Genomic DNA, 20915 nt, shown 5'->3' with positions numbered 1-20915 from the left:
GGGGATCATGCAGCACTGGACGATAGACGGGCCCGACCATCAGGTCTTCGGCCCGGTGAACTCGCTCGACGTGCGGATCGTCGCCGGACGGCTGGCCGTCCTGGCCAGCGACGGCCCCCCGTCGCTCGAGGTCGCCGAGTTCGACTCGGCGTCACCGCTGATCGTCACCTATGACGAGGAGCACCAGGAACTGAGCGTCGCCTTCAAGGACCTCACCTGGGACGGCCTGCTCGGCTGGCTGCGCCGCGACCGCCGCAGGGCGGTCCTGACAATCACCGTCCCGAAAGGGTGCGCGGTCAACGCCGGGGTCGTCTCCGCCTCCGCCGTGGTCGCCGGGTTCGAGCGGACGACGCAGGTCAAGGGCGTGTCCGGGGAGATCGTGCTCGACGGCGTGAGCGGCGACGTCAGCGCCACGACCGTCTCCGGCCCGGTCGAGAGCCGCTCCATGGACGGCGACCTGGCCTTCAAGAGCGTCTCCGGCGAGCTGACCGTCGCCGACGGCACCCCGAGGCGGCTGCGCGCGAACACCGTGTCCGGCCGCATCACCGCCGATCTCCGGCTCAGACCCACCGGCCACGTGACCTTCAACAGTGTCTCCGGTGACATCCTGGTCAGGCTTCCGGAGAACGTGGAAACGGACGTGAGCCTGCGCTCCACCTCCGGGCGGCTGGTCAGCGCCTTCGACAACCTGTCCAACACGAACGGCCCCGGCACGAAGTCGATGTCGGGACGACTGGGTGGCGGCATGGCCTCGCTGTCGGCGATCACGGTCTCCGGCGAGGTCACGCTGCTCAAGGGGGAGAAGCAATGAGTCCTGTCTTCGGTCACGGCCGGCTTCGGCTGTACCTGCTCAAGCTGCTGGAGGAGAGCCCCCGTCACGGCTACGAGGTCATCCGCCTGCTGCAGGACCGCTTCCTCGGCGTCTACTCGCCCTCCCCCGGCACGATCTACCCCCGCCTGGCCCGCCTGGAGGAGGAGGGGCTGGTGACGCACGAGGTGGTCGAGGGCAAGAAGGTGTTCTCGATCACCGACAAGGGCCGCGCGGAGCTGAACGCCCGGCTCGACGAGCTCGACGACCTGGAGCAGGAGATCTCCGCCTCGGTGCGCGACATCGCCCGCGAGGTGAAGGAGGACGTCCGCGACACGGTCAAGTCGCTGCGCGACGAGCTGACCCGGATGGCCAAGGACGTCCGCACCGGGGCCCACGAGGACGCCAGGCAGCGGCGCGACCAGCAGAAGGCCGACCTCAAGCGGATCAAGGAGCAGCAGAAGCGCCAGTCGATGGAGCACGCCACGCACTGGCAGGACGAAGGTGAGCGCTTCAGCAGGGAGTGGCGCAGGATCTGGTCGGAGGTGTGGGCCACGCTCGGCGGCCCTCCGGAGAACCGGGCCGAGCTCGACGCCGAGCTGGGCGAGCTGCTCGCCGACTTCGTCGCCCAGGTGCGCCAGGAGGCGTCCAACTCCCGGCTGACCCGCGAGACCGTCGAGCAGGTCCGCGGCGCGCTCGACGAGGCGTCCGACCGCATCCGCGACACGCTCCGCTGAGCGTGCGCTGGGCGTGCGCGGCGGTTAGGCCGACCGTAGTGACCGCCGCGGGCCTCGCAGGCCGCGAGCGGTCTTCCTGGCGGCCCTGCGGGCGTGGTAGGCGATCGGCAGGTAACGCAGCCGTTCGGGCAGGCGTGGCATGAGCGCCGCCACCGCCCGTCCGAGGTGCCGCAGGCGCCGCTCGTCCCGCGCCGTCCACCGCAGGCCGAGCTTCTCCCGGACGGCGGGCGGCAACGTCCCGACGGCGACGAAGTAGTTGAACTCCCCGGCCCCCGCTCCCACCGGGGCCCACAGCCTGCGTAGCGGCCGGGGCAGGCCGGGCAGCGTGGGGGTGCCGCGCAACACGCCGAGCACGTCGAGCGCGGTCTGGTGCGGTTCGAGCCGGTCGGCCACCATGTCGTCGAAGTACCGCCAGAACGCGGGCAGATCCGGTGGCACCTCCCGGTCCGGAACCCGGAGAATCCTGCCGAGCTGCCGCGACTCCTCGTAGAGCAGTCGTTCCTGCTCGGCGGTGTACGGGGTGCCGAACCAGCGGTTGAGTGCGACGAACCGCTCGAACAGCGACAGGTGCACCCAGGCCCACGCCTCCCCGTTCAGGGCGTGGTAGGACCGGCCCTGCCCGTCGACACCGCTGATGGGCCGGTGCAGCTCACGCAGCCGGTGCCCCTCTTCCAGCCCGCCTGCCCCGTCGTACACCCATTTCTGCACGGACGTGAGCGTGCGGGTGAGCCGCCCCCACGGGTCGTCGCGGTAGGTGGAGTGCTCGGCGACGGCCGCGCCGACCGCCGGGTGCATGGTCTGCAGGACCAGCGCGCTCCCCGCAACGAGCAGGTTGCGGTACTCCCCCGCGGTCTCCCAGAGCATCGAGCCTGGGCCGAAGGGCTCAACGTCCATGGCGGCGCCTCCCGGGTGATACACCCTCACTTTCGTTGTATCACCCGGAACAGCCGGGAAGTAACCCCTTACTTACGTCGCTCGGCTCAGGCGGTGAAGACCACCTTGCCGAAGACGTCGCCCTGCTCCAGCGCGGCGAACCCGTCGCGGGCCTGGGCCAGCGGCATCGCCCTGTCGATGACCGGCCGCACCCCGGTCTGCTCCAGGAACACGGCCAGGCGCTGGAGCTGGTCACGGGTGCCCATGGTGGAGCCGACCACCGACAGCTGCAGGAAGAAGACCCGGTTGAGATCGGCGGGGGGCACCGCGCCGCTGGTGGCGCCCGAGACGACGATCCGCCCGCCGGGCTTCAGCGACTTCAGCGAGTGGTCCCAGGTGGCCTGGCCCACGGTCTCCATGACGGCGTCGACCCGCTCGGGCAGCCGCGCCCCCGGCTCGAAGACCTGGTCGGCGCCGAGTTGCCGGGCACGCTCGCGCTTCTCCTCCGACCTGCTGGTCGCCCAGACCCGGTAGCCGCCCGCCCGTCCCAGCGCGATGACCGCGGTCGCCACGCCGCCGCCCGCGCCCTGCACCAGCACCGTCGAGCCCGGCTGCAGCCCGGCCTTGTCGAACAGCATCCGGTACGCGGTCAGCCAGGCCGTGGGCAGACAGGCGGCCTCCTCGAAGCTGAGCGCGGCCGGCTTGGGCACCAGGTTGCGGCGCGGCACCGCGACGCGCTCGGCGAAGGTGCCGTCGTGGAACTCCGACAGCAGGGTCCGCTTGGGGTCGAGCGTCTCGTCGGCGCCGGTGCCGATCACCGAGTGGACGATGACCTCGTTGCCGTCCTCGTCGACGCCGGCCGCGTCGCAGCCGAGCACGATCGGCAGCCGGTCCTGCCTGATGCCGACGCCCTTGAGTGTCCACAGGTCGTGGTGGTTGAGCGCGGCGGCCCGCACCGAGACGGTCGTCCAGCCGTCGGGCGTCTTCGGCTCCGGATGCTCGCCGAGCGTCAGCCCGGCGAGTGGATTGTCGGGGTCTGTCTGTGTGGCGGTTACGGCGAACATGGCCGCACCCTACTTCAGCGTGATCCGGATGCCCTGGAGCGCCTGCTTCACGAACCGGTCCGGCCCCGACGCGACGACCCCCACTCCGCCCCTGCACACGGCCTTGGTGGGACGCCCGCGCCTGTCGGCCGGCATCAAGGCCGCGGGCCGGCAGTGCGGCGTCGGGATGAGCAGGAGCACCTCCCCCGCGCCCCCACCGAACCAGAGCTGCGGCCCGACCGGGATGCCCTGCACCGTCTCGCCGGGCGCGGCGAGCCTGGCCCCACCCTTGGCCGACAGCACCAGGTACCCGTCGCCGACCACCTTCCCGCGCAGCCCTTCCGCCACCGCCAGCCGCTGCTCGAACGTCAGCTCCCCCGGCTGGTCGTACATCGCCAGCCGCCAGCGTCCGAACGCGAACAGCAGCACCTGCCTGTTCGGGCCGCTGCCCGGTACGCCCGACCACAGCGTGACGTTCGGCGTCAGCGACCTGATCGGCTGCCCGCCCCTGGTGATCTCGAACTCGCCGGCGTACGGCGCGACCAGGATGCGGTACTCGCCGCCCACCCACATCCCCTGGAAGGGCCGCGCGCCCAGTTCGTCGAGCGCCAGCGCGGCCGGGTAGCGCACCTCGGCCCGCGCCCCGTTCGGGAAGACGACCTCGATCACCTCGTCGCCGCCCTTGCCCTTCGCCTTCGCGTGCAGCACGTTCGGCGGGTTGGCGACGGTGGTCAACGACGGGAGGGGTGTGGGAGTGGGACGCGGCGCCGGCAGCGCCTGGGGCTCGCGGCTGACGAGGATCCCGATGACGGGCACCGCCAGCAGGACGACCAGCACGGCGATCCCGGCCCACCGGCGCTGCCCGGACGTGCCGCTCTCGATGACGTCGAACTGATCACCCACGACGACCCCCGCTGGTCAGTACGGTGTGCGCCCTCGGAAGCCAGTTCAGTTGAGCGGCGACCGCAAGCGCAACCCCTGGAACCTGGCGAAGTCCTTGTCACAGGTCACGAATTCACAACCGTGCTCGATGGCGAGCGCCGCGAGGTAGGCGTCGGGCACGAGGTTTCCGGCGACCCCGGCCTGCTCGCACAGCCGGGTGAAGATCTCCCAGTGCCTCGGCCCCGCGTTCACCAGGACGGCGTGCGGCTGGTTGCGCACGCTCGCCGCGAACCGGCACGCCTTCTCGATCGACGTGGCCTGCGGGATGCGGGCGTTGGTGACGATGCGTACGAAGCCGTTGATCACGAAGTCGCTGACCGCGTAGGCGGCGTCGCCGTTGACGGCGTCCTCGACGACCGCCAGACACTCTTCGTGGTGCTCGGCGTCGCGACGCTGCGCGTTGACCAGGATGTTGACATCAAGCATTCGCATCGCGCACCTCGCAGGTGGCCAGGTAGTGCTCGATGTCGTCCTGCTCGATCATCTCCTTGATGTACTCCAGCGTGAGCTTGGGCCCATCGGGAGAGCCGGACAGGGGCAGCTCCACGCGGGGCCGGTCGGCCGCCTCCGTGGAGCGGTTGAGCAGTTGCCGCAAGGCATCCTCCATCACAGAAGTGAGACTGCGTCCGTTTCTCGCGGCGTACGCCTTGGTCTCGTTGAGGAGCGCTTCGTCGATCCGCACCGTGGTTCGTCGCATGACCCCAGCGTCAGCCGCTGACATAAAAATGTCAACAGCAGACTGTAGTCGATCGATCACAATCTTTGCACGCTCTTTGCCGATCACCAACTCGCCACATTCACCCTGCCGTCCGTGGCCAGCCACACCTCCCGCCCCACCAGCTCCCGCGACTCCGCGTCGGCCATCAGGTCGTCCCGCAGGACGTGCGCGTGGGCCCGCCCGCCCTCCGGCAGGTCCACGACGAGGATGCCCTTCTCGGCGGCTCCGTCGCGGCCGTGCGCGACCGTGTAGCCGGCCACGGCGGCGGGCCCCTCGTAAGCCGCGACGATCGGCACCGGCTTGGCCGTGAACACCGGTGTCGCGTCCCCCAGGGCGCCGCCCGGCTCCGTGGACCAGACGGCGTAGGTGTGCTTGGTCAGTGGCGATGGCCCGTGAGGAGCCGAGCGCCAGGAGTCGGTGTAGACGAGCTGGATCGAGTCGAGCCGCCCCGCGGGCAGCCACGCGTCGCAGGCGGCCTCGCGGGCCACCCGCTCCCACAGGTCGAGGGGTTCGGGGCCGGGCTGGTCGCGCACGGTGAGCTGGGACGCGCCGACGAGGAAGGGGGTGCGTGGATCCATACCGCCAGTCAATCAGAACAACATTCGGTTGATAAGCGGAGACGTCTGATAATTACTGTTACCAATGTTGCCGAGAACATTTTAGAACCGCTTCCACCTGCGCGGATGCCCATTCGACATACATGTGAATTCGCTATTTCTGTAACGGAACGGAACCGGGCCATGCTTTTTCACGTCGGTTTCTGGCCGGCCGGTTGCGCCGTTCATTAGCGTTCCGATCATTTTCCTGGCCCACCGGGGCGCCGTACCCCGCTCTGGGCCGCCGAGAACTGAGAGGAGCTCCATGTACTCCCGAGCAAGGCGCATCGCGATCCCCCTCGCCGGGCTCGTGGCCGTCGGCCTGGCGACCAGCACGGCCACCAGCGCGGCCACCAGCGCGGCCGCCGACGCGTCCGCACCCCCCGACGTCGTGTCGAAGGACGCGGCGACCCCCGCGCAGGAGGCCGTCCAGTTCTGGACGCCCGACCGCATCAAGCTGACCACCGACCACGACACCGACGTCGCCGCCCGCTCCAGGGGCGTCAAGGGCGTCAACTCCGCGCCCGACGGACCGCCCGGATCCGTCCCCCCGATCGGCGAGGAGAAGAAGACCAAGGCCGTCAAGAGCAGGCAGGTCAACCTGCCCAACACGGTCGGGCGCGTGTTCTTCACGCTGCCAGGGGCCGACCCCCGCGACTCCAGGAGCTGGAGGTACTGCTCCGCCACCTCCGTGCAGGGCAGGTACCGCAACCTGGTGGCCACCACGGCCCACTGCGTCTACGACGTGAAGACCAACAGGTTCTACGACCACTGGATCTTCATCCCGTCGTACTGGGACGGCGACAACGTGTGGGAGGGCAAGGCCCCGTACGGCATCTACGCCGCCAAAACCTTCAACGCGCACGACGATTTCGTGGTGAAGGAGGACTACGACTACGACTACGCGTTCGTCAACGTCTACAACGGCGTCAAGGTGCAGTGGCAGAAAGTCGACGGCACGTGGAAGTTGACCAGGAAGAACGTCGGCCGGCTGGGTGACAACGTCGGCGGACAGGGCTTCACCTGGAACCGCAGCACCAAGGTGAACGTGTTCTCGTTCGGTTACCCGACGGGCGAGCACCCCGACGGCGACAGGCCGTACACCGGCCGCACGATGAAATGGTGCTACGGCAGGACGGCGCCGATGCCCGAGGCGCCGAAGTACAACCTGCAGGAGCACTTCGGCGTCAAGTGCGGCTTCACCGCCGGCGCGAGCGGCGGCCCGTTCCTCTACAACTACAAGAGCGCGTCGCGCACCGGCTACCTGATCGGTGTCAACAGCGTCGCCTGGGACACCGACGGCAACGACCGCTACGACCACATCTCGTCGCCGTACTTCAACACCGACACCTACAAGGTCTACAAGACCGCCGCGAACCGGTGGACAGGCAACATGCCGTGAGTCCGTCCGTCAGGCCCCGGTCCCGCGGGATCGGGGCCTGCGCCCTCTTCGGCCGTCACGGGACGAAGACCGGGCCCCCGAACGAGACGAGCTCGCAGGCGTTGGGGAAGGTCCGGTCGAAGCGGTGGTACGTGCCGTCCCAGAAGCCGGTGGCGGTCGCGCGGATGGGCGCGTACTCCATCGTGCAGGCGGCGTCCTCCCGGCGGGCGAAGCGCGCCGGATCGCCGCCGACCCGCTCGAGTTCGACGCACGCGGGCTCCTGCGAAGTGCGGGGGCAGGTCAGCATCGACTGCTTGTCCCCAACAGTGATCAAGAAAAATCTTTGGCCCTTGTCGGCCTCCTGGAGACCCGGCGGCGGAGGCGTTCCCGCCTCGGCCGGAGAGGACGCGAAAGCCGTACAGGAAAGCACGGCGAGACAGAGAATTCGCTGCATGCGGGCAGCTTCTCTTGCCCTCTGACCTGCGACAACGACCGACACGACGCATCAGTGCCAAGTATCTGGACGGACCCCTTGACGACCCCCTTATGAGACACACTGCACTCTTGATCAGATAACGAATCTCCACCCGAGCTGCAATACAGTGAGTCGATCTGGAAAAATCCCCCTAACGAGCCCAAAGAAAGGCATTTCATGATCCCCCCGGTCAGGCTCCTGGTGGCGGCTGCCCTCAGCAGCGCGCTGCTGATGCTGCCTGCCTTCACCGGGGACGCGAACGCCACGGCGACGAGCAGGGTCTACGCGGTCACCCTGGCCAAGTCCGCGGCCGACATGAAGAAGGTCGCCGAGTTCTGGAAGCCCGACCGGCTCAAGAAGGCCGACAGCTACACCCCGGCCACGCCCGGCTCCCAGGCCACCCCCACGTCCACGGCCGCCTCGTCCACCGTCACCGGGCTGAGCCAGATCGTCACGGTGAAGCGCCCTGCCACCGCGCCGAGCGTGGAACCCGCCCTGCCTCAGAAGAGCACGGTCGCCAGGACCACCGGCAAGGTCTTCTTCCGCTTCGGCGACAAGGAGTACTGGTGCTCGGCCAGCTCGGTCGCCGCCAAGAACCGCGGCGTCGTCGCCACCGCCGGGCACTGCGCCTTCGACCCGCGTCAGACCAAGGCCGCCGAGAACTGGATCTTCGTCCCGAACCCCGGACCCAACGGCGAGACACCTGACGGTATCTACGTGGGCGCCTCGATCAGCATGCACGAGGACTGGCCCGGCAAGGGCGACTACGACTACGACTACGCCTTCGTGACCGTCCACCGCGGCTTCAAGTGGGTCGAGAAGGGCGGCCAGCTCGTCATGCAGGACGTCGGCAGGCTCCAGGACAGCGTCGGCGGCCAGGGGCTGGCGCTCAACAGGAAGACCGGGAACAGGATCGCCGCCTTCGGCTATCCGGTGGGCCCCCAGCCCGACGGCACCCGCCCGTTCGACGGACGCTCGCTCCTGACCTGCTCGGGAAGCACCAGCCACACCGTCGCCCCCGGCCGCGACCTGCAGTACGGCGTGCTGTTGCGGCCCTGCGACTTCACCTCCGGCGCCAGCGGCGGCCCGTGGCTGATCGACTACCAGCCCGTGCAGCGCCTCGGAGACCTGAACGGGATCAACAGCCTGACCTGGAACATGGACGCCAAGGACCGCTACGACGCGGTCTCCTCGCCGTACTTCAACGCCGCCACCGGCGACGTCTACCGACACGCCGCGACACGGCCGACACCGGAAAATGTGACGTAACTAACACTAGACGCGACAACCGTGTCCGTGATCAGGTCGAATGTCGATCTCGGTACGGTTACAGCCGGTGTATAGAACGTTGACACACTGATCCGAAAATTCCCATGACCAAAGTCAGCCCGATAGGTTCCGGTGCTGTCCATTGCTGAGTCCTGGGGTGCACGAGGCGCCCCGCGTCAGCGCAGGGAAGTCCTGGAGTTACCTTGAAGCGAATCCTTCTCCCCGCCGGCGGAGCCGTACTCGCGACCGGCCTGCTGGCTGCCGGCTTCGTCGGCTCCGCACAGGCCGCAGGCGACGTCGCCACCGACCCGATGGCCCGCAGCACGCGTGACGCCGCGTCCGTCGCGTCCTTCTGGCTCGCCTCGAACGGCGCCGCCCTCCGCTCCGCCTCCGCGTACACGTGGGACTCCAACGAGGTGCGCAAGGTCGTCTCCAAGGGCGGCTACAGCCCTGACGGCCGTCCCGGCTCCACCGCCCCGACCGGCGAGGAGAAGGCCCCCTCGGGCAAGGTTCAGAACGTCAACCTGCCCAAGACCATCGGCAAGGTCTTCTTCGTCGACGGCAGCGGCAAGTTCCGCTGGTGCTCCGCCACCTCCATCCAGTCGAACTACCGCAACCTGGTCGCCACCGCCGGCCACTGCGTGTACGACACCGACAGCAACAAGGCGCTCCTGGACAACTGGGTCTTCGTGCCCGGCTACTACCAGGGCAGGGCTCCTTGGGGCATCTACGTGGGCAAGCAGGCCTTCACCCACTACGACTTCGACACCTACGAGGACTACGACCGCGACTACGCGTTCGTCACCGTCTACAACGGCATCGCCTTCAACGGCGTCAAGAAGGTCACCAAGAGCGAGTTCGACGGCTTCAGCGGCCCCAAGCGGGGCTGGGGTGGCAACTACTACATCCTGCTGTCCAAGGACGCGGGTCGTCTCGGCGACAACGTCGGTGGCCAGGGCTTCGCCTGGAACCAGCCGACCGGCAAGGCCGTCCGGGCCTTCGGCTACCCGGCCGCGCCCCACCCCGACGGCAACAAGCCGTACAGCGGCGTCACGCCGAAGAACTGCTACGGCACGACCACCGCGAAGGCCGTGGGCGCGCCCTGGCTCAAGATCGAGGAGCACATCGGCCTCAAGTGCGCCGTCACGCCCGGCTTCGACGGCGGCCCGTGGCTGAGCCAGTACAGCAACGGCAAGCGTCTCGGCTACGTGAGCGGTGTCACCAGCACCTTCGCCGACCAGGACGGCAACGACCGCATCGACTACATCACCTCGCCCTACTTCGACGGTGAGACGGCGGCGGTGTACAACGCGGCCAAGAACGTGTGGTCCGGCAAGATCGTCGGCCCGAACGGCGAGCTCTACAAGTAGCCGCACCCGCGCGACAAGTAGCTACAGCTGCACACAAGGGGCCCAGAACACTCCTCTGGGCCCCTTTCGCATGGGCCCCTTTCGCATTGCACGACTCCCAGCCGCCCCACAGCCCCCTTCAGGGACGTTCTTGCCGCAAGACCTCGCGCTCCCCGCCCCGGCCCGTCGCGGTACACATATGCCGCGCTTAGGCACTGCCGGGCTCTGGCTTTAGGCACATCACAGGCTTGTCCCAGCCTGGTTCCTGCCAGCGTGTTATCACCACGCCAGCGCACTCTCGCTTCCACAGAGTCTGAGCGATCGCGACACGGTCAACCTGGACACCGCACACAAGGTATACCGCTAGCTATACTCCATGGGTGGCTGGAGAAGAATGGGACGTGTACCTCGTGACAGAGGTACGGGATTGGATCAAGCAACTCGATGACGCCACGCATACTCGAGTAGTGGAGGCCATCGACGCGCTGGCCGAGGGGGGCCCTGGCCTGGGCAGGCCACTCGTCGACACGATCACTGGATCGACGATCCAGAACTTGAAAGAGCTTCGTCCCGGTACGGTGCGTATCCTGTTCGTCTTCGACCCTTGGCGGTCCAGCATCCTGTTGGTCGCCGGCGACAAGGCCGGGCGCTGGAAGAGCTGGTATGAGGAGGCCATCCCGCTGGCCGAGCACCGATACGAGGTCTACCTGAAAGAGCGCGCGCAGGAGGAGGGCAGATGAGCAGCTACGTACGATGGCAGGACATCCGTGCGGAACACGTCGATCGCGCTGGCGGCGAGGAGGTTGTCGAAGCTGGCAAGCGGGAACTGTTGGCCGAGGTCCAGGGGCACAGGCTGGCGGAAATCCGTCGCGGACGCGGCCTGACACAGCAGCAAGTCGCCGAACAGATGGGCGTGACCAAAGGGCGCGTTTCACAGATCGAACAAGGCAAGATCTCCGGCCAAGACGTTCTGATCCGCTACGCGACAGCGCTCGGAGGCCGGCTACACCAATCGATCTACTTCGACGACGGCGACATAGCCGCGATCGTCTGAAACCGCGGCGCACTGCCAGGCTATGGAACCGGCAACGCCATCGATCTGTCGGCGGAGTGGGGGCGACCTGGTTTGGTGGACACCCCACTTCTGGGAAGCCAGCCCCGCGAGCGCTTAAGCCTTTGTCCGCAGGCTCTTACAGGTAGAGCCGCAGCAGGTCCTCCTCGCTCTCGCGGCGGACGATGGCCCGGGCCGCGCCGTCCCGCACCGCCACGACCGGGGGGCGGGGCATGTGGTTGTAGTTGCTGGCCATGGAGCGCTGGTAGGCGCCTGACACCGGTACGGCGAGCAGATCGCCGGGCCGGACGTCATCGGGCAGCGGGAAGTCCCTGACCAGCACGTCGCCACTCTCGCAGTGCTTGCCGACCACGGTGAACGGGCTGAGCGGGGCGTCGGAGGCGCGGTTGGCCAGCGAGGCGGTGTACGCGGCGCCGTACATGCCGGGGCGGGGGTTGTCGCTCATGCCGCCGTTCACGCTCACGAACCGGCCCTTGATCGTGCCGACCTCGTAGAGCGCCACCGTGGACGGTCCCGCGATGGACCTGCCCGGCTCGACGGCCAGACGCAGGCCTGCCGTCTCCTTCCTGAGCACTGTGAGCAGTTCGGCGGGTGTCGGCGGGGTGGGGTCGTCCGGCGTATAGCCGATGCCGAGGCCGCCGCCCAGGTCGAGCCTGGTGACACCGACGACCGCGGCGAACTCGGCCATCCTGGCGGCGGCGGTGCCGAAGGCGTCCAGCTCGAAGATCTGCGAGCCGATGTGGGAGTGCAGGCCGTACAGCTCCAGCGAGGGCTCGGCGGTCACTCGCTCCACCGCGAGCGCGGCGGCGCCGGCGCTCAGCGAGAAGCCGAACTTGGAGTCCTCGCCGCCGGTGGCGATGAAGGCGTGGGTGTGGGGGTCGACGCCCGGCGTCACCCTGATCATCACTCGCTGCCGGACCCCCAGGGAGGCGGCGATCGCGGCGAGCCTGGAGATCTCGGTGAAGGAGTCGACGACCACGCAGCCGATGCCCCACGCCACGGCGCGGCGCAGCTCGGCGGAGGACTTGTTGTTGCCGTGGAAGACGACCCGCTTGGGCGGCATCCCGCCGGCCATGGCCACGGCGAGCTCGCCGCCCGTGCAGACGTCGAGCGACAGGCCGAGCCGGTCGAGCCAGCGCACCACCTCGGGGCAGAGGAAGGCCTTGCCGCCATAGTGGACATCGCCGTCGGGAAGCGCGTCCAGCCACGCCCGCGCGCGGGCGGTGAAGTCGGCCTCGTCCAGCACATAAGCGGGCGTGCCGTACACCCTGGCCAGTTCGACCGCGCCGATACCGCCGAGATGCAGCTCCCCGCCGTGCCACGTGGCGGTCTGGGGCCAGATGTCCAAGCTCATGAGGCGCGAGCGTAAGCAAACGCGACGCCTCACAGGGGCGAGCATCGATGGATTCGTTGGTGAGGGTCGCATGCCTTCATGAGGCTTGGTGGCGCCTGATGGCCTGGCCACCATGAGGTGCCATGCGAAAACACCTGGTCATCGCCCTGGCGGCGGTCTGCGCACTGGGCGCGGGATGCGGGAGGTCCACCTCGGGTACGGCGGCACCCACGCCGCCCTCCTCGACCGGCAAGAGCGCCAAGGACCTCGTCCCCGAAGCCGTGCGGAAGTCGGGCGAGCTGCGGATGGCGACCTCGGAAGGCTACCCGCCGATGGAGATGTACAAGCCCGGCACCCAGGAGATGACCGGCGTCGACGCCGACCTGGCCGTCGCCGTCGGGGCGCGGCTCGGGTTGCGGACCCGCATCATCAACGCCTCCTTCGACGGCCTCATCCCAGGGCTGCAGGGTGGCAGGTGGGATATCGCGATGGCCGCGCTCAGCGACCTGGAACAGCGTCGCAAGGCCGTCGACTTCGTCGACTACTTCAACGCCGGCGGCTCGATCATGGTCAAGAAGGGCAACCCGGAGGCCATCAAGGCCCTCGCCGACCTGTGCGGCAAGAAGGTCGTCCTGGCCAAGGGCAGTTCCAACCTGGAGATCGGCAAGCGTCAGAACGACAAGTGCGCACAGAAGATGGAGATCATGCAGAGCGAGGACGCGCCGACCGGCCTGCTCACCATCGACTCCGGCCGCACCGTCGCCACGATCGTCGACTCGCCCGTGGCCACCATGTACGCCAAGGAGACCGGCAAGTACGACGTCCTGCCCGAGCAGTACGACGCCGGACCGTGGGGCATCGCGATCGACAAGAAGCAGACCGGCCTGCGCGACGCCGTCGCCAAGGCACTGCAGGAGCTGGTCGACAACGGCGAGTACGGCAAGATCCTGGAAAAGTACGGCACGACGGCGAACGCCGTGGCCAAGGTCACGATCAACACCGGCGCATGACCGAGCTGTCGATCGAGGCGGTTAAGCCGCCCAGACCAGGACGGCTCGTCGCGGCGGCGCTCGCGGCGCTGGTGATGGCGTGGCTCGCCTACACCGTCATCGTCAACCCCAACCTGCACTGGGACGTGATCGCCGGGTTCCTGCTCGACGACCGCGTTCTCGGCGGCCTGTGGATCACGATCGCGCTCACCGCGCTGTCCATGGTCATCGGCGTCGGTCTCGGTGTGGTCGCCGCCGTCGCGCAGCTGTCGGACAGCCCCGTGCTGCGCGGCGCGGCGGGCCTGTACACCTGGTTCTTCCGCGGCACGCCGCTGCTGGTGCAGCTGATCTTCTGGTTCAACATCGGGCTGGTCTTCCCCGAGATCGGGATCGGCATCCCGTTCGGCGGGCCGATGTTCCTCCAGTGGCCGGCCAACGAGCTGATCACGCCGTTCACGGCGGCGTTGCTCGGGCTGACCATCAACGAGGGCGCCTACATGGCCGAGATCGTCCGCGCCGGCATCCGCTCGGTCGATCCCGGCCAGCAGGAGGCGGCCGAGTCGCTCGGCATGACGCACCGGCAGATCCTGCGCAGGGTCGTACTGCCCCAGGCGATGCGGGTGATCATCCCGCCGACCGGCAACCAGTTCATCTCGATGTTGAAGACCACCTCGATGGTCTCGGTCATCTCCGGCGCCGAGTTGCTGACCGTCTCCCAGCGCATCTACCTGGACAACTTCGAGGTGATCGCGCTGCTGGTGGTCGCCTCCACCTGGTACCTGCTGCTCACCAGCGTGGCCACCGTCGGCCAGCGCTTCCTGGAGAGGAGGTTCAGCCGTGGCCACTAGCATGGTGAAGATCGAGTCGGTCAGGAAGCGCTTCGGGCAGCTCGAAGTGCTGAAGGGCGTCAGCCTCGACGTGCCGGCCGGCGGGGTGGTCTGCGTGGTGGGTCCCTCCGGCTCCGGCAAGTCGACGCTGCTGCGCTGCGTCAACAGGCTGGAGACGATCGACGCGGGCCGGGTGTGGGTGGACGGCGAGCTCATGGGCTTCACCGAGAAGGGCAGCAAGCTGCACCTGCTGCGGCCCGACGAGCTGTGCCGTCAGCGCCAGGAGATCGGCATGGTCTTCCAACGCTTCCACCTGTTCCCGCACATGACCGCGCTGGAGAACGTCATGGAGGGCCCGTGCACGGTCAAGCGCGTCTCGAAGGCGGCGGCCGCCTCGCAGGCGATGGCGCTGCTCGACAGGGTGGGGCTGGCTGACAGGGCCGGGCACTACCCCCGGCAGCTGTCGGGCGGCCAGCAGCAGCGTGTCGCTATCGCACGCAGCCTGGCCATGAACCCCAAGCTCATGCTGTTCGACGAGCCGACCAGCGCGCTCGACCCCGAGCTGGTGCAGGAGGTGCTGCAGGTCATGCGCGACCTGGCGGCCAGCGGGATGACGATGATCGTGGTCACCCACGAGATGGGCTTCGCCAGAGAGGCGGGCGACCATCTGGTGTTCATCGACGACGGCGTGATCGTGGAGGAGGGCCCGCCCCGCGAGGTGCTGTCCCAGCCGCGTCACGAGCGTACCCGCGCCTTCCTCGGGCAGGTCTTGTGAACGGTTCGCTCCTCGTGAAGGGTTCGGCTCTGTGAGCCTCGACATGCTGATCAGCGGTGGTCTCGTCGCCGACGGGACGGGCGCGCCGCTGCACCGTGCCGACATCGGCGTCAGTGGTGGCCGCCTCGTCGTGCTGCCCCGGGGCGGCCCGGCCGACGGCGGAGGAGCGCGGGTGATCGACGCCACCGGGCTGGTGGTCGCCCCCGGCTTCATCGACGTCCACACCCACTCCGACGCGGTCACCTTTTTCGCCGAGGCAGGCAGGGAGCTGGCCGCCGCCCCCGTGCGCATGGGCGTCACCGTGGAGATCTGCGGCAACTGCGGGTCGAGCCTGTTTCCGGCGCTGCCCGAGCGCGTGCCGGAGCTGCGCCGGTCGAGCAGGGCCGGTTTCGGCGGCGACATCCCGATATTTCAGGACTACGGGGCGTTCGTGGAGGCGCACGAGCGGGCGCCGAGGTCGAACCATCTGACCTCCCTCCTCGGCCACGGCACCCTCAGGGCGGGCGTGCTCGGCTACGAGGACCGCCCGGCCACCTCCGCCGAGCTCGACACCATGTGCGCGCTGCTGGACGACGCGCTGGCCGCCGGGGCGGCCGGGCTGTCCACAGGGCTCATCTACACCCCCGGCACCTACGGCGACACCGCCGAGGTGGTCGCGCTGGCCCGCGTCGCGGCCAAGTACGGCAAGCCGTACGTCACGCACCTGAGGGACGAGATGTCCCGTGTCGAGGAGGCGCTGGAGGAGGCCGTCGAGATCGCCCGCAAGAGCGGGGCCGCGCTGCACGTCAGCCACCACAAGACCGCGGGAAAGCACGCCTGGGGCAGGACCCGGCGGACACTCCCGCGCATCGCGGAGCTGCGAGCCCAGGGCATGGACGTCACCTGCGACGTCTACCCCTACACCGAGGGCAGCACGTCGCTGTCGGCGATGCTCCCCCCGTGGGCCAACGACGGCGGCACCGAGGCGCTGCTCGACCGGCTGCGCGATCGCGGCCAGCGGGACCGGATGCGCAAGGCGATCGAGGAGGGCGTGCCAGGCTGGGAGAACACGGTCGGCAACGGCGGATGGGATCGCATCTCGGTCGCCTGCGCCGCCAACCATCCCGAGGTTGAGGGCCGCACGATCGCCGAGCTGGGCGGTGACCCCGTGGACACGGCCGCAGAGCTGCTCCTCGCCGAGGAGGGCGAGGTGACGATCATCAGCCACTCGATGCGCGAGGACGACGTCCAGCGGGTCCTGGCCAGCGAATTCGCCATGATCGGCTCGGACGGCGTGCCCAAGCCGGGTCATCCGCACCCCCGCCTGGCCGGCACCTTCCCCAGGGTGCTCGGCCGTTACTCCCGCGACCAGGGCCTGTTCCCGCTGGAGGTGGCCGTCCACAAGATGACCGGCATGGCGGCCGACCGGTTCGGGCTGGCAGGCAGGGGGGTCGTGCGCGACGGCGCGCACGCCGACCTGGTGCTGCTCGACCCCGAGACGGTGGCCGACGGCGCCACCTACGCCGATCCGCTGCTGCCTCCCTCCGGCATCCAGGCCGTCGTCGTGGCAGGACGGCTAGCGGTGGAAGGCGGCAGGCTCACCGAAGACAGACCAGGAAGGATCATCGGGCGGTGAACGACATCACGCTCGCCGTCGCGACGCGGGATCTTGTGACGGGGGAGTTCCACGGCGTCAACGAGGACGCCGAGCTGCCGCTGGCCAGCGTCGGCAAGCTGCTCATGCTGGCCGAGGTGGCGATGAGCATCGAAGGCGGCATCCTCGACCCCGACACGCCCGTGACGCTGCACGAGGACGACTACTGCGGCGGCTCGGGGTTGCTGCTGTCGCTGTCCGGGCGCAGCTGGACGATCGGCGACCTCGCCGTGCTGACCGCCGCGATCAGCGACAACACCGCCACGAACGCACTGCTGCGCAGGATCGGCCTGGACCGGGTCAACGCGGCGGCCGCGGCCCTCGGGCTGTCGAGAACCAGACTGCTCGACCGCATCAGGGAGCCGCGCGGCCCCGAGGATCCGCCGACGTTCGCGATCGGCACCGCGGCCGAGCTGTCCGGCCTGGCCGCGCTCGTCGCGGGTTCGGGCGGCTGGCAGGTGCTCATGCGCGGCTGGATGCAGGAGAACACCGACCACAGTCTCGTCCCCGCCCTGGTCAGGCACGACCCCGAGAGCGGCTGGCTGGCCAACAAGACCGGCACCGACGAAGGCGTCAGGTCCGACGTCGGCATCATGGACGGGCGGATCGCCTACGCCGTCCTCGCCCACGGCCCCTCGGGCAGCGAGCACGAGCTGGCCTCCGCCGTACGGCAGGCGGGGCTGGACATCGCCGCCCGCCTCAGCGCAGCGAGGGCTCCATCGAGTTCCTGAGCTGGGCCGAGGCCGTGCGCAAGTAGGCCAGGAAGGACCGGGCGGCCGGGTTGGGGTTGGTCGGCCGCCTGGCCACGCCGATCCTGCGGAACAGGTTCGGCGTGGCCAGGCGGCAGGTGTGCAGCCCCGTCGCGCCCTGCAGGCCGAGGCTCGGCACCAGCGCGACGCCGAGCCCGGCTCGCACCAGGCCGATCGTCACCTCATAGTGGTCGCTGCGGCAGCGGATCTGCGGCGAGAAGCCTTCCAACGTGCTGGCCCGCTCGAGGATCGACACCGGGTGCTCGGCGCCGAACGTGGTGATCCACGGCTCGTCGGCCAGGTCCGCCAGGCGTACCCTGGGCCGCTGGGCGGCGGGGTGGCCGGTCGGCAGGACCAGGAGTTGCGGCTCGTCGAACAGGTGGACGACCTCCACCCCTTCGGGGCACTGCCACGGGTCGAGGGCGTGCTCGAAGACCACCAGCACGTCGAGCGCACCGCGCTCCAGATCGGGCAGCAGCTCGTACGGCTGGCCCTCCACCAGATCGAGCGCCACCTTGGGGTACCTGGAGGCGAACCGCGACAGCGCCAGCGGCAGCAGCCGGTAGCCGGCGGAGGCGAAGAAGCCGATGCGCAGCTCACCGGCGTCCACCCTGGCCTGGGCGAGCAGATCCTTCTCCGCCGCCTCGATGATGTCGACGACCTCCTGCGCCCGGATGGCGAGGCGACGTCCCGCCTCGGTCAGCCGCAGGCTCTGCGCGTTGCGCTCGACCAGGCCGACCCCCGCCTCCTGCTCCAGACGGGACAGCTGATGGGACACGGCGGACGGCGACAACTTCAACACCCTTGCCGCACCGGCAATGCTGCCCGTCCTGAACACCTCAAGCAGGACACGCAGCCGGTTACTACTCAACACGTGACCAAGCGTATGAGCCTGATCACCGACGCGCACCAGCGCGAATGGGCGTTGCTGCCGGTCAGCGACTGCACGGCCAACGCCGCAGGAACTATCTGCGCCATGGCCCCTACCTGTTGACGTTCAGGACCAGCGACAGACAGAGCTCTCTCCCGTCACAGAATCGCCCCCAAAGATCCGAGCGGTGCTCGGAAACGAGACCCCCTAGAGGGGCCTCCGGACGGTAGGCAGGGCCGCCGCGAGGCCGGAAATCTGGGCGGATGACGCCGAACCTGAAGATCACCTGTGAGAATTTGGCCAACTTAGACGGGGTGAGCCTCGATCTGGTTCCTGTGATCTGAATCACATTCAGCCAACCACTCTCCGCACATGCGCACTAACGCCGCTTTCGTCCCATCTGCCACGCCCCCGCCACACCCAGCAAAAACGTCGCCAAATGATCACAATGCGCGATTGTCTCTGACTGATAACGGAACGGTCACGTCGGCAGGGCGGGCTACCAGATGGGGCAAGACGGCTTTTACCTGCGAAGATCGCCGCGCTATGTTCCTTGCTATCCCTTTACTGACGCATGGGGCGCAAGTTGCGTCTCACGACAGACCAAGGAGCAGTTCCCTTGAAGCGCATCCTCATCCCCGCCGGTGGCGCCATCCTGGCTACCGGCCTTCTGGCTGCCGGCCTGGCCGGTACCGCCTCGGCCGCCAGCGACGTCGCCACCGACCCGATGGCGAAGAGCGCCGCCGACGCCAAGGCGATCGCACAGTTCTGGGCGGACACCAACGGCGCGGCCCTCAAGGCCGCCACCGAGTCGAACGTCTGGGACAAGTCGGACGTCGCCAAGCTGCAGAGCAAGGGCGGCTACAGCGCCGACACCAAGCCCGGCACCGCTGCGCCGATTGGCGAGGAGAAGAAGACCTCCGCCAAGTCGCAGAACGTCAACATGCCGAAGACGATCGGTAAGGTCTTCTTCGTCAACGCCAAGGGCGAGAAGAAGTGGTGCTCCGCCACTTCGATCCAGTCGAAGTACCGCAACCTGGTCGCCACGGCCGGTCACTGCGTCTACGACACCGGCACCAACTCGGACGTCATGTCCAAGTGGGTCTTCGTCCCGGGTTACTACCAGGGCAAGAGCCCGTGGGGCATCTACGTCGGTAAGCAGGCCTTCACGCACTACGACTTCGACGTGTACGAGGACTACGACCGCGACTACGCGTTCGTGACCGTGTACAACGGCATCCAGCTCGGCGGTGGCACCGCCAAGCAGGTCTCGAAGGCTGACTGGGACAAGTACCAGGGTGTCAAGGACGCCAAGGACGTCGAGATCACCCGGGACGAGTTCCGCAAGTGCAAGCTCGACCCGACGTCGATCACGTCCTGCTGGGTCAAGCGTGGCAGCAAGTCCGAGAACGTCGGCCCGGACTACCCCGGCGCCGTCGTCGAGAAGAAGGAAGTCACGAAGGACGTCTACCAGGCGGCTCGTGTTGGCAAGGCCAACGGCGCCAAGTTCGGTGAGCCCGTCACCGAGATCGTGACCGACGCCGAGGCTGCCGCCTACAAGGCGAAGCAGGAGAAGGAGGCGGACAAGTACCCCGCCTCGGTGGTTCAGGACCCCCGTGGCAACTGGACCATCACCCACTACTACACCCAGCAGTGGGTCAAGCCGGGCACTGACACGAAGTTCTACAAGACCGTCTACATCATCGTCGAGGGTGTCGCCAAGGACGCCGGTCGTCTCGGTGACAACGTCGGCGGTCAGGGCTTCGCGTGGAACCAGCCCACCGGCAAGGACGTCCGCGTGTTCGGCTACCCGGCCGCGCCGCACCCCGACGGCCACAAGAACTACACCGGCATCACGCCGAAGTGGTGCTACGGCAAGACCACGAAGAAGCTGGTTGGTTCGGCCGCCAAGAAGATCGAGGAGCACGTCGCGCTCAAGTGCGCGATGACCGAGGGCGCCGACGGTGGCCCTTGGCTCCTCAAGTACAGCAACTCCAAGCGTCTCGGTTACGTGAACGGTGTCACGAGCACCTTCAACGACCAGGACGGCAACAACCGTGTTGACTACATCTCCTCGCCGTACTTCGACGGTGAGACCAACACGGTGTACAAGGCCGCTGCGAACGTGTGGTCCGGCAAGATCCTCTAAGCAGTAGCTGTCGGCGACCGGCTCAACGCTGATCGTCACCCTGTTCTACCCGAAGGGCCCGGCATCGCCGGGCCCTTCGGCGTTCCCGGCCCGAATCTGAAGGCGTTTTGACGCACGGGACGCGCAGACGGTGCCATCAAGGCGATGTGATCTGCATCACACCCACCGAACAGCCCTCGACTTGATCGACACTCGCGGCTCGACTGCCCCACTGACAACACGCTTATGTTGATCTGCAAAGACGCCGCCAAGGCCGACCCCACCGGCATACCGCGCTTCACTTCCTTAAACATCACAGAACGATCACGCCCGGCTTATCGCATCTT

General features: G+C 68.2%; 22 protein-coding genes. 13 read left to right on the top strand and 9 right to left on the bottom strand.

From position 1 onward, the window contains the following. Positions 1–7 precede the first annotated feature (7 nt). Both ABZ297_RS13375 and ABZ297_RS13370 read left to right on the top strand, forming a co-directional pair. Entirely contained in the window at positions 8–811 is an 804-nt protein-coding gene (locus ABZ297_RS13375) for a DUF4097 family beta strand repeat-containing protein (protein ID WP_355344222.1), read from the top strand. Beyond that, positions 808–1545: a helix-turn-helix transcriptional regulator gene (locus ABZ297_RS13370; protein ID WP_355344219.1), complete on the top strand. Its 738-nt coding sequence runs from the start codon at positions 808–810 to the stop codon at positions 1543–1545. Before ABZ297_RS13375 ends, ABZ297_RS13370 begins: the two co-directional genes overlap by 4 nt. Positions 1546–1569: 24 nt before the next feature. Here the strand turns inward: ABZ297_RS13370 and ABZ297_RS13365 are convergent, their stop codons facing one another. The 6 genes from ABZ297_RS13365 to ABZ297_RS13340 form a co-directional block, all read right to left on the bottom strand. Then, the gene (locus tag ABZ297_RS13365) at positions 1570–2439 is read right to left on the bottom strand and encodes an oxygenase MpaB family protein (RefSeq protein ID WP_355344216.1); all 870 of its coding nucleotides are present in this window, start codon (positions 2437–2439) and stop codon (positions 1570–1572) included. Positions 2440–2525: 86 nt separating this feature from the next. Continuing rightward, a complete protein-coding gene (locus ABZ297_RS13360) occupies positions 2526–3482 on the bottom strand; it encodes a zinc-binding dehydrogenase (RefSeq protein WP_355344213.1) in 957 nt (318 codons plus the stop codon). A gap of 9 nt (positions 3483–3491) precedes the next feature. Continuing rightward, positions 3492–4364, bottom strand: coding sequence for a hypothetical protein (locus tag ABZ297_RS13355; protein ID WP_355344210.1), 873 nt, complete (start codon positions 4362–4364; stop codon positions 3492–3494). A gap of 45 nt (positions 4365–4409) precedes the next feature. After that, positions 4410–4835 carry a type II toxin-antitoxin system VapC family toxin gene (locus ABZ297_RS13350; RefSeq protein ID WP_355344208.1) on the bottom strand — a complete coding sequence of 142 codons (426 nt, stop codon included), beginning with the start codon at positions 4833–4835 and terminating at the stop codon, positions 4410–4412. Beyond that, positions 4822–5100, bottom strand: a complete 279-nt coding sequence (locus ABZ297_RS13345) for a ribbon-helix-helix protein, CopG family (RefSeq protein ID WP_355344205.1) — start codon at positions 5098–5100, stop codon at positions 4822–4824. The genes ABZ297_RS13350 and ABZ297_RS13345 overlap by 14 nt, the downstream gene beginning before the upstream one ends. Before the next feature lie 83 nt (positions 5101–5183). Continuing rightward, a complete protein-coding gene (locus tag ABZ297_RS13340; RefSeq protein WP_355344202.1) occupies positions 5184–5699 on the bottom strand; it encodes a hypothetical protein in 516 nt (171 codons plus the stop codon). A gap of 283 nt (positions 5700–5982) precedes the next feature. Here ABZ297_RS13340 and ABZ297_RS13335 point away from each other — a divergent pair, with 283 nt between their 5' ends. Further along, entirely contained in the window at positions 5983–7119 is a 1137-nt protein-coding gene (locus ABZ297_RS13335; RefSeq protein ID WP_355344199.1) for a serine protease, read from the top strand. A 55-nt stretch (positions 7120–7174) separates the two neighbouring features. On the opposite strand, the gene ABZ297_RS13330 is transcribed toward ABZ297_RS13335, so the two are convergent. Next, positions 7175–7432: an SSI family serine proteinase inhibitor gene (locus tag ABZ297_RS13330; RefSeq protein WP_355344197.1), complete on the bottom strand. Its 258-nt coding sequence runs from the start codon at positions 7430–7432 to the stop codon at positions 7175–7177. A gap of 318 nt (positions 7433–7750) precedes the next feature. On the opposite strand from ABZ297_RS13330, the gene ABZ297_RS13325 reads away from it, so the two are divergent. The 4 genes from ABZ297_RS13325 (at position 7751) to ABZ297_RS13310 (ending at position 11245) form a co-directional block, all read left to right on the top strand. Further along, positions 7751–8842: a serine protease gene (locus ABZ297_RS13325; protein WP_355344195.1), complete on the top strand. Its 1092-nt coding sequence runs from the start codon at positions 7751–7753 to the stop codon at positions 8840–8842. 203 nt (positions 8843–9045) lie between these two features. Next, positions 9046–10212 carry a hypothetical protein gene (locus ABZ297_RS13320; RefSeq protein WP_355344192.1) on the top strand — a complete coding sequence of 389 codons (1167 nt, stop codon included), beginning with the start codon at positions 9046–9048 and terminating at the stop codon, positions 10210–10212. A gap of 359 nt (positions 10213–10571) precedes the next feature. Continuing rightward, a complete protein-coding gene (locus tag ABZ297_RS13315) occupies positions 10572–10931 on the top strand; it encodes a type II toxin-antitoxin system RelE/ParE family toxin (protein WP_355344190.1) in 360 nt (119 codons plus the stop codon). After that, a complete protein-coding gene (locus ABZ297_RS13310; RefSeq protein ID WP_355344187.1) occupies positions 10928–11245 on the top strand; it encodes a helix-turn-helix transcriptional regulator in 318 nt (105 codons plus the stop codon). Before ABZ297_RS13315 ends, ABZ297_RS13310 begins: the two co-directional genes overlap by 4 nt. A gap of 136 nt (positions 11246–11381) precedes the next feature. Here the strand turns inward: ABZ297_RS13310 and lysA are convergent, their stop codons facing one another. After that, positions 11382–12617 carry a diaminopimelate decarboxylase gene (lysA, locus tag ABZ297_RS13305; RefSeq protein WP_355344184.1) on the bottom strand — a complete coding sequence of 412 codons (1236 nt, stop codon included), beginning with the start codon at positions 12615–12617 and terminating at the stop codon, positions 11382–11384. A gap of 122 nt (positions 12618–12739) precedes the next feature. On the opposite strand from lysA, the gene ABZ297_RS13300 reads away from it, so the two are divergent. The 5 genes from ABZ297_RS13300 to ABZ297_RS13280 are packed head-to-tail and all read left to right on the top strand — an operon-like array spanning position 12740 to position 17551. Beyond that, positions 12740–13606, top strand: coding sequence for an ABC transporter substrate-binding protein (locus ABZ297_RS13300; protein ID WP_355344181.1), 867 nt, complete (start codon positions 12740–12742; stop codon positions 13604–13606). Next, positions 13603–14433, top strand: coding sequence for an amino acid ABC transporter permease (locus ABZ297_RS13295; protein WP_355344178.1), 831 nt, complete (start codon positions 13603–13605; stop codon positions 14431–14433). The genes ABZ297_RS13300 and ABZ297_RS13295 overlap by 4 nt, the downstream gene beginning before the upstream one ends. Before the next feature lies 1 nt (position 14434). Further along, positions 14435–15187, top strand: coding sequence for an amino acid ABC transporter ATP-binding protein (locus ABZ297_RS13290; RefSeq protein WP_355344255.1), 753 nt, complete (start codon positions 14435–14437; stop codon positions 15185–15187). A gap of 31 nt (positions 15188–15218) precedes the next feature. Beyond that, complete coding sequence (locus ABZ297_RS13285; RefSeq protein ID WP_355344175.1) at positions 15219–16802, top strand: D-aminoacylase; 1584 nt, start codon at positions 15219–15221, stop codon at positions 16800–16802. Further along, positions 16799–17551 carry a serine hydrolase gene (locus tag ABZ297_RS13280; protein ID WP_355344172.1) on the top strand — a complete coding sequence of 251 codons (753 nt, stop codon included), beginning with the start codon at positions 16799–16801 and terminating at the stop codon, positions 17549–17551. The genes ABZ297_RS13285 and ABZ297_RS13280 overlap by 4 nt, the downstream gene beginning before the upstream one ends. Here the strand turns inward: ABZ297_RS13280 and ABZ297_RS13275 are convergent. Beyond that, positions 17520–18443 (bottom strand): LysR family transcriptional regulator, encoded by a 924-nt coding sequence (locus ABZ297_RS13275; protein ID WP_355344169.1) that lies wholly within the window; start codon positions 18441–18443, stop codon positions 17520–17522. The two genes, ABZ297_RS13280 and ABZ297_RS13275, sit on opposite strands and share 32 nt — an antisense overlap. 616 nt (positions 18444–19059) lie before the next feature. Between ABZ297_RS13275 and ABZ297_RS13270 the strand changes: the two genes are divergently transcribed. After that, positions 19060–20589 carry a hypothetical protein gene (locus ABZ297_RS13270; RefSeq protein WP_355344166.1) on the top strand — a complete coding sequence of 510 codons (1530 nt, stop codon included), beginning with the start codon at positions 19060–19062 and terminating at the stop codon, positions 20587–20589. Positions 20590–20915: the final 326 nt, after the last annotated feature.

This window comes from Nonomuraea sp. NPDC005983, from assembly GCF_040614375.1.
Lineage (GTDB): Bacteria > Actinomycetota > Actinomycetes > Streptosporangiales > Streptosporangiaceae > Nonomuraea.
This window is presented reverse-complemented; position numbering and strand designations above follow the sequence as displayed.

What these genes read in the sequence shown, in the direction of transcription:
- ABZ297_RS13310 (WP_355344187.1), top strand. Translation starts at nt 10,928, where the DNA reads ATGAGCAGCTACGTACGATGGCAGGACATCCGTGCGGAACACGTCGAT.
- ABZ297_RS13360 (WP_355344213.1), bottom strand. Translation starts at nt 3,482, where the DNA reads ATGTTCGCCGTAACCGCCACACAGACAGACCCCGACAATCCACTCGCC.
- ABZ297_RS13335 (WP_355344199.1), top strand. Translation starts at nt 5,983, where the DNA reads ATGTACTCCCGAGCAAGGCGCATCGCGATCCCCCTCGCCGGGCTCGTG.
- ABZ297_RS13375 (WP_355344222.1), top strand. Translation starts at nt 8, where the DNA reads ATGCAGCACTGGACGATAGACGGGCCCGACCATCAGGTCTTCGGCCCG.
- ABZ297_RS13295 (WP_355344178.1), top strand. Translation starts at nt 13,603, where the DNA reads ATGACCGAGCTGTCGATCGAGGCGGTTAAGCCGCCCAGACCAGGACGG.
- ABZ297_RS13340 (WP_355344202.1), bottom strand. Translation starts at nt 5,699, where the DNA reads ATGGATCCACGCACCCCCTTCCTCGTCGGCGCGTCCCAGCTCACCGTG.
- ABZ297_RS13300 (WP_355344181.1), top strand. Translation starts at nt 12,740, where the DNA reads ATGCGAAAACACCTGGTCATCGCCCTGGCGGCGGTCTGCGCACTGGGC.
- lysA (WP_355344184.1), bottom strand. Translation starts at nt 12,617, where the DNA reads ATGAGCTTGGACATCTGGCCCCAGACCGCCACGTGGCACGGCGGGGAG.
- ABZ297_RS13370 (WP_355344219.1), top strand. Translation starts at nt 808, where the DNA reads ATGAGTCCTGTCTTCGGTCACGGCCGGCTTCGGCTGTACCTGCTCAAG.
- ABZ297_RS13365 (WP_355344216.1), bottom strand. Translation starts at nt 2,439, where the DNA reads ATGGACGTTGAGCCCTTCGGCCCAGGCTCGATGCTCTGGGAGACCGCG.
- ABZ297_RS13345 (WP_355344205.1), bottom strand. Translation starts at nt 5,100, where the DNA reads ATGCGACGAACCACGGTGCGGATCGACGAAGCGCTCCTCAACGAGACC.
- ABZ297_RS13290 (WP_355344255.1), top strand. Translation starts at nt 14,435, where the DNA reads ATGGTGAAGATCGAGTCGGTCAGGAAGCGCTTCGGGCAGCTCGAAGTG.
- ABZ297_RS13325 (WP_355344195.1), top strand. Translation starts at nt 7,751, where the DNA reads ATGATCCCCCCGGTCAGGCTCCTGGTGGCGGCTGCCCTCAGCAGCGCG.
- ABZ297_RS13350 (WP_355344208.1), bottom strand. Translation starts at nt 4,835, where the DNA reads ATGCGAATGCTTGATGTCAACATCCTGGTCAACGCGCAGCGTCGCGAC.